The organism is Enterococcus sp. CR-Ec1 (genome assembly GCF_002850555.1).
Classification (GTDB): domain Bacteria; phylum Bacillota; class Bacilli; order Lactobacillales; family Enterococcaceae; genus Enterococcus_D; species Enterococcus_D entomosocium.
On record NZ_CP025223.1, the window covers coordinates 3,446,079 to 3,452,500 of the forward strand.

Below are 6,422 nucleotides of genomic sequence, written 5' to 3' on the forward strand. Positions count from 1 at the left end.
AATGAATCCATTTCCTTATGCAGAAGATAAAAACAAACGATACCATTCATGGAACTTTGCTTTGCGGCAAGAATTTGGCGAAAAAATCTTTAAAGTTCCCATCGATGCGGGCTTCGACTGCCCCAATCGTGACGGCACCGTTGCCAAAGGCGGCTGTACATTTTGCAGTGTGTCCGGCTCTGGCGATATGATCGTAGCACCTGAAGCCCCGTTACCAGAGCAGTTTGAAAAAGAGATCGCCATGATGCACAAAAAGTGGCCGCAAGTGGACAAATACATTGTCTATTTTCAAAATTTTACGAACACCCACGCACCGGTGGCAGTGATCCGCGAGCGCTTCGAGCAAGTACTGACACTACCTGGTGTTGTCGGGATCTCCATTGGGACCCGACCAGACTGCTTACCAGCAGATGTCGTTGACTATCTGGCAGAGCTCAATCAACGCTTTTATTTATGGGTCGAATTAGGACTGCAAACGACGTTTGAAACCACGAGCAATGCCATCAACCGCGCCCATGATTATCAAACCTACTTAGACGGCGTCGCCAGCCTGCGCAAACACAATATTCGTGTCTGTACCCATTTGATCAATGGCCTGCCAGGCGAGACGATCGAGATGATGCAAGAAAACGTCCGCCGCACCATTCAAGATTCTGATATCCAAGGCATCAAACTGCACCTGCTGCATTTGATGCGCAATACTCGGATGCTGCGGGATTATCATGAGGGACGTTTGCAATTGATGCGGCGCGATACCTATGTGTCATTGATCTGCGATCAGTTAGAAATGATCCCCCCAGAGATCATCATTCATCGCTTGACAGGCGATGCACCATGGGATTCTCTGGTAGGTCCAATGTGGAGTTTGAAAAAATGGGAAGTCTTGAATGAGATCGATCAAGAAATGCTACGCCGCAACTCCTATCAAGGGAAATTCAACGTGCGAAAGGAGCTTGTCAATGCTTCCGACCGCCATGCGCTATAGCCACACCCTTTTAAAAGAAGTTGTGCAACCGGGACATACCGCTGTTGATGCCACGATGGGCAACGGCTTTGACACGGAATTACTGGCTTCCTTAGTTGGGCCGACTGGTCAGGTGTTTGCTTTTGATATTCAAGAACAAGCCCTCCAAGCCACCAAAAAACGTTTGACTGAAAAAGAGCTGTTGCCGCAAGTTCAGCTGATCCATCAAGGCCATGAGACGTTGGCAGATGTTGTGAGTGGTCCGGTTCACGCCGCCATTTTCAATTTAGGCTACTTGCCGAAAGGGGACAAAGCGATCATCACGCTGCCTGATACAACGAAAACGGCTTTAGAAGCTTTACTGACACGTTTAGTCCCGAAAGGTAGAATCATCCTCGTCTGCTATTATGGACACGCTGGCGGCGAAGCAGAGCTGAAAGAAGTCCACTCCTTTTGTCAGCAGCTGCCGCAAGAGGAATATAATGTCCTTTCCTATCAATTTATCAATCAGCGCAACCAGCCGCCGATCTTATTTTGTATCGAACGAAAAAACCATCAGTCCTCGGCACGTTAAGGTGTCGATCGACTGATGGTTTTTTTATTCACTAAAAAGCCATTGCAGGACTCGTTGGATCCATTGATCCCAAAAATTCCAATCATGATCCCCAGTTCCCGATTCAAACGTTACGGCTAGTTTGCGTTTTTGCAGCTTATCCACCGCATATTCACTTGCCGGATACAGCTGATCCTCGGTTCCGCAGCTAATAAAAAAGCGCGGCGCTGTGCTTGGATCGATGGTCTCAATCAGATGGATCAAATCATTTTCTGACCCTTTGAATTGCTCTAATGGTCCAAAAATTCCTTCCCAATAAGCTTGGCTTCGCAGCTGCAGCAAGGAATCCATGCTTTCAGCCAGCGCTAATGCCCCAGACAAAGACGCTACCGCCGCAAACTGGTCAGGCTTTCTCAGCCCGAGTTTTACTGCCCCATATCCCCCCATCGAAAGCCCAGCCGCAAAAGTTTTTTCTCGTTTTTGCGTCAGCTGAGGAAACAGCTCATGGCAAATCTGTGGTAATTCTTCGGCGATAAAAGTCCAATACTTCATCTCATAGGTCGTATCGGTATACCACCCCAGATCAGTAGACGGCATGATGACCGCTAGTTGATACTCTGCGGCATACCGCTCGATCGACGTCCGTCGCTGCCAAACACTATGATTTCCGTTCATCCCATGCAATAAATAAAGCACCGGGAGATCTGTGCCCGTCGATTGGCTTTGGGTGCCGATTTTTTTCTTGGTACTTTGAGGCAAGATCACATCGATCATTACCTCCATTTCAAGAACATTTGAATAGATATTTGCTTGTAAAAAAGCCATACAATCACCTGCGATCCTTTTTTTATATTGTACCAGATTCTCGCGAAATCGTGCGGGTCAAACCAATCGCTAAAACAATCAACAAAACACCGATCCCAAAAACCCAGTGTAGACCGCTATAAAGAATCTCCCGTAATTGCCCTAATAAGGCTGTTGGCAGCTGACGCGCGGCGGCTGGATCTACCAGCTGATTCATGACACTGCTATCAGTGACTTGCGCCTGTGCCAAGCCCACGCTATTGCTGGTGTTTAAAACGATACCGAAGACCGCCACCATAATGGTTTGCCCGATCGTTCGCAGCAGGGTATTAAAAGAAGTCGCCACGCCGACTTGGGTGGGTGCAACGCTGGTTTGGGCAGTAACGGTACAAACCACCATCGTTGCCCCTAATCCGACGCCCGTAATAGAAGAAATGACCAAGAACAACCAGAATGAAGTCTGTGCCGGTGTCAAAAACAACCACAAAGCACCGGTAGCCGTGATCAACAAGCTAACCGTCAAGACCCAGCTGACACTGTGCTGTGTCAACCAACGGCTGGCTAAGAAGGAACCAATCATCCATAAAATCGACAACGGTGCCAACACAAGGCCGCCAATCCCCGCACTCATGCCTAAGACCCCTTGCATCCACATTGGGATATAAACATCGATCCCCATCAGGAAGCCGCTAGCCAAAGCTGCTACGATGTTGACCACCACAAACAATTTTGAGTGGAACAGCTTCAGATCAATAATCGGATCTGCTGCTTTTTTCTCCACACGAATGAAGCCGATAAACGTGAGGACAGAAAAAACGAACAGACCGATAACAGGCAGACTTACCCCATAATCTCCAAGCAATTGGAAGCCTAGCAGGAGCCCTACTAACGTCAACATCAACAAGAGACTGCCTGCATAATCAATGTTGACTGCAGCAAAGGCCTTTTTTTCTTCATGAAAATAAAACCAAATCAAAGCGATCAACCCTAATCCGATGGGCACGTTGATAAAGAAGATCCAATGCCACCCGATCGTATCTACGATCAATCCACCGGCTAAGGGACCAACGACACTGGCGATCCCCCAAGCAGTGCTATTGAGCCCTAAGACTTTCGCCCGCTTTTCAACGGGATACAGGTCCGCAATGATCGTTAGGGCAACGGGCATCATGGCCCCTGCGCCTAATCCTTGCAATGCTCTGGCAATGATCAACGTCAACATTGTGTTGGCCATCCCACAAAACGCCGACCCGATAATAAACAGCAGCGTACCAAATAGAAAGACTGGTTTGCGGCCGATATTATCGGCAAACTTGCCGTAAATCGGGGTCAACATCGCACTGGTCAAAAGATAGATCGAGAAGACCCAGTTCATGATCTCGATTCCTTTCAATGAACTAACGATGGTAGGCATCGCTGTCGTAATGATCGTTCCTTCGATCGCGGTCATAAACGTTGCGACAAAGACCGCAATAGTGACTAATTTTACATTGGTTCGCATGTAACTCCTCCTTTTACTCCAAAAAAAAGAACCCCTATTGATAGTCATCAATAGAGGTCGCCTCTTTTAATCCTTCACACTTGCCAAAAGTGCCGCCACCTTGTCGGTGCGTTCCCATGGCAAATCGATATCTGTACGACCGAAATGTCCGTAAGCGGCAGTCTGACGATAAATCGGACGGCGCAAATCTAACATTTCAATAATTCCTGCTGGTCGCAAATCAAAGTTTTCTCGTACCGCTTGGATCAAGCGCTCGTTGCTGACGGTTCCGGTACCAAAAGTGTTGATGCTGATCGACACGGGTTGTGCCACACCGATCGCATAGGCTAATTGGACTTCCACTTTTTTGGCTAGCTTTGCTGCTACGATGTTTTTGGCAATGTAGCGAGCCGCATAGCTGGCTGAACGGTCAACTTTGGTTGCGTCTTTTCCAGAAAACGCACCGCCACCATGACGAGCATAGCCGCCATAAGTATCAACGATGATTTTTCTGCCTGTCAAACCGGCATCCCCTTGAGGACCGCCGATCACAAAACGACCAGTAGGATTAATATAATATTTTGTCTGCTCGTCTAAAAGATCGGCAGGAATCACTTCTTTGATCACTTTTTCAATGACATCACGGTGGATCATTTCATTATCAGCCGCATCATCATGCTGGGTACTAATAACGACGGTGTCCACTCTTTGTGGTTGATCGTTATCATCATATTCAACAGTTACTTGCGATTTTGCATCTGGACGCAAGTAGCTTAGTTCATTGTTTTTACGCAACTCTGCTAAACGACGGACTAACCGATGACTCAATGCGATTGGTAAAGGCATCAATTCAGGTGTTTCATCAACGGCAAAACCAAACATCAAGCCTTGGTCACCGGCACCGATATCTTCTTTATCCGTTTCTCCGCGACTTTCTAAAGCATCGTCAACGCCTTGAGCGATATCTGGTGATTGCTCATCGATCGCTACTAAAACAGCAACCGTATCGCCGTCAAAGCCGAATTTTGCTCGTGTATAGCCGATTTCTTTGATGGTTTCACGGACGACTTTTTGGATATCTACGTAAGCAGAAGTAGAAATTTCTCCAAAAACTAAAACCAATCCGGTGGTAACTGACGTTTCACAAGCAACCCGAGCCATTGGATCTTCGGCAAGCAACGCATCTAAGATGGCATCACTGATTTGGTCGGCTACTTTGTCTGGGTGTCCTTCTGATACGGACTCTGATGTAAATAAGTGTTTCTCTGTCATTTTTGTATTCCCCCTAATATATGTTTCGGTTACAAGGCATCTTCGCAGCTGCGAATCCTTTCGGGAACTTGCAACGGACTGATTATAACAAATTTTGACCCTTCGTAGTTGAAAAATGATAAAAAAGATCATTTTTGGGTAATAAAAAAACACTCTCAAGAGTGTTTGCATGATCCGTACGGGATTCGAACCCGTGTTACCGCCGTGAAAGGGCGGTGTCTTAACCGCTTGACCAACGGACCAGTTTGAAAATGTAATGGGCCTAAATGGACTCGAACCATCGACCTCACGCTTATCAGGCGTGCGCTCTAACCAGCTGAGCTATAGGCCCCAAATAAAAAATGCAAAGCGGGTGACGAGAATCGAACTCGCGACAACAGCTTGGAAGGCTGTAGTTTTACCACTAAACTACACCCGCATTCCTATGGCGCGGGACAGAATCGAACTGCCGACACATGGAGCTTCAATCCATTGCTCTACCAACTGAGCTACCGAGCCAAAAACAACGGTCTGGACGGGACTCGAACCCGCGACCTCCTGCGTGACAGGCAGGCATTCTAACCAACTGAACTACCAAACCAGAAGCTTTGTATTGCTGCTTTGCCGTTAAACAAAGCGATTGCGGGAGCAGGATTTGAACCTACGACCTTCGGGTTATGAGCCCGACGAGCTACCAGACTGCTCCATCCCGCGATAAGTAATTACTTTTCAGTAATTAAAGGACTGTGATTCTTTTGCTCGCAACAAAAGAGACAGTTAAGGAGGATAAGGGATTCGAACCCTTGCACGGTTTTACCCGCCTGACGGTTTTCAAGACCGTTCCCTTCAGCCGGACTTGGGTAATCCTCCAAAAGTAACAAATGATCCGTACGGGATTCGAACCCGTGTTACCGCCGTGAAAGGGCGGTGTCTTAACCACTTGACCAACGGACCAATAAAAAAACGGAGAAGGAGGGATTTGAACCCTCGCGCCGGTTTCCCGACCTACACCCTTAGCAGGGGCGCCTCTTCAGCCACTTGAGTACTTCCCCAAATGTATGACTACATTTTGATGGGCCTAAATGGACTCGAACCATCGACCTCACGCTTATCAGGCGTGCGCTCTAACCAGCTGAGCTATAGGCCCCAAAAAATAAAAGCTAAAGCGGGTGACGAGAATCGAACTCGCGACAACAGCTTGGAAGGCTGTGGTTTTACCACTAAACTACACCCGCATGGCGGTCTGGACGGGACTCGAACCCGCGACCTCCTGCGTGACAGGCAGGCATTCTAACCAACTGAACTACCAAACCATATTTAGCTTTTATTGCGCTTTTGAAAACAAAAGCAATTGCGGGAGCAGGATTTGA

The 6,422-nt window shown here is 47.6% G+C and carries 5 protein-coding genes, 13 tRNA genes and 1 riboswitch (1 of these 19 only partly in view); of the genes, 2 read left to right on the forward strand and 16 right to left on the reverse strand.

What is annotated here, in order from left to right; genetic code table 11:
• Nucleotide 1 precedes the first annotated feature (1 nt).
• Both CXM95_RS16485 and CXM95_RS16490 read left to right on the forward strand, forming a co-directional pair.
• Nucleotides 2–985, forward strand: coding sequence for a TIGR01212 family radical SAM protein (locus CXM95_RS16485; RefSeq protein ID WP_016613000.1), 984 nt, complete (start codon nt 2–4; stop codon nt 983–985).
• The gene (locus tag CXM95_RS16490; RefSeq protein ID WP_005233365.1) at nt 960–1,538 is read left to right on the forward strand and encodes a tRNA (mnm(5)s(2)U34)-methyltransferase; all 579 of its coding nucleotides are present in this window, start codon (nt 960–962) and stop codon (nt 1,536–1,538) included. Before CXM95_RS16485 ends, CXM95_RS16490 begins: the two co-directional genes overlap by 26 nt.
• Nucleotides 1,539–1,562: 24 nt before the next feature.
• Here CXM95_RS16490 and CXM95_RS16495 read toward each other — a convergent pair whose 3' ends face one another.
• The 16 genes from CXM95_RS16495 to CXM95_RS16570 form a co-directional block, all read right to left on the reverse strand.
• On the reverse strand, nt 1,563–2,342 hold the full coding sequence (locus CXM95_RS16495) for an alpha/beta hydrolase (protein WP_005227672.1): 780 nt from the start codon (nt 2,340–2,342) through the stop codon (nt 1,563–1,565).
• Between the two features lie 22 nt (nt 2,343–2,364).
• Nucleotides 2,365–3,822 carry an MDR family MFS transporter gene (locus CXM95_RS16500; RefSeq protein ID WP_086298745.1) on the reverse strand — a complete coding sequence of 486 codons (1,458 nt, stop codon included), beginning with the start codon at nt 3,820–3,822 and terminating at the stop codon, nt 2,365–2,367.
• A gap of 66 nt (nt 3,823–3,888) precedes the next feature.
• A complete protein-coding gene (metK, locus tag CXM95_RS16505; RefSeq protein ID WP_060792588.1) occupies nt 3,889–5,073 on the reverse strand; it encodes a methionine adenosyltransferase in 1,185 nt (394 codons plus the stop codon).
• Nucleotides 5,071–5,152, reverse strand: a riboswitch (SMK box riboswitch). Its footprint overlaps the gene before it by 3 nt.
• A gap of 91 nt (nt 5,153–5,243) precedes the next feature.
• Nucleotides 5,244–5,315, reverse strand: a tRNA-Glu gene (locus CXM95_RS16510).
• A gap of 15 nt (nt 5,316–5,330) precedes the next feature.
• A tRNA-Ile gene (locus CXM95_RS16515) sits at nt 5,331–5,404 on the reverse strand.
• 16 nt (nt 5,405–5,420) lie between these two features.
• Nucleotides 5,421–5,491, reverse strand: a tRNA-Gly gene (locus CXM95_RS16520).
• A 7-nt stretch (nt 5,492–5,498) separates the two neighbouring features.
• Nucleotides 5,499–5,571: transfer RNA gene (locus CXM95_RS16525), tRNA-Phe, on the reverse strand.
• 8 nt (nt 5,572–5,579) lie between these two features.
• Nucleotides 5,580–5,653 (reverse strand) — tRNA-Asp (locus tag CXM95_RS16530).
• Between the two features lie 39 nt (nt 5,654–5,692).
• A tRNA-Met gene (locus CXM95_RS16535) sits at nt 5,693–5,766 on the reverse strand.
• A 66-nt stretch (nt 5,767–5,832) separates the two neighbouring features.
• Nucleotides 5,833–5,922, reverse strand: a tRNA-Ser gene (locus tag CXM95_RS16540).
• A gap of 12 nt (nt 5,923–5,934) precedes the next feature.
• Nucleotides 5,935–6,006 (reverse strand) — tRNA-Glu (locus CXM95_RS16545).
• Between the two features lie 10 nt (nt 6,007–6,016).
• Nucleotides 6,017–6,104, reverse strand: a tRNA-Ser gene (locus CXM95_RS16550).
• Nucleotides 6,105–6,125: 21 nt separating this feature from the next.
• Nucleotides 6,126–6,199: transfer RNA gene (locus CXM95_RS16555), tRNA-Ile, on the reverse strand.
• 17 nt (nt 6,200–6,216) lie between these two features.
• Nucleotides 6,217–6,287 (reverse strand) — tRNA-Gly (locus tag CXM95_RS16560).
• A 1-nt stretch (nt 6,288) separates the two neighbouring features.
• Nucleotides 6,289–6,365 (reverse strand) — tRNA-Asp (locus CXM95_RS16565).
• A gap of 38 nt (nt 6,366–6,403) precedes the next feature.
• A tRNA-Met gene (locus tag CXM95_RS16570) sits at nt 6,404–6,422 on the reverse strand (it continues 55 nt past the right edge of the window).

What these genes read in the sequence shown, in the direction of transcription:
- CXM95_RS16485 (WP_016613000.1), top strand. Translation starts at nt 2, where the DNA reads ATGAATCCATTTCCTTATGCAGAAGATAAAAACAAACGATACCATTCA.
- CXM95_RS16490 (WP_005233365.1), top strand. Translation starts at nt 960, where the DNA reads ATGCTTCCGACCGCCATGCGCTATAGCCACACCCTTTTAAAAGAAGTT.
- CXM95_RS16495 (WP_005227672.1), bottom strand. Translation starts at nt 2,342, where the DNA reads ATGGCTTTTTTACAAGCAAATATCTATTCAAATGTTCTTGAAATGGAG.
- CXM95_RS16500 (WP_086298745.1), bottom strand. Translation starts at nt 3,822, where the DNA reads ATGCGAACCAATGTAAAATTAGTCACTATTGCGGTCTTTGTCGCAACG.
- metK (WP_060792588.1), bottom strand. Translation starts at nt 5,073, where the DNA reads ATGACAGAGAAACACTTATTTACATCAGAGTCCGTATCAGAAGGACAC.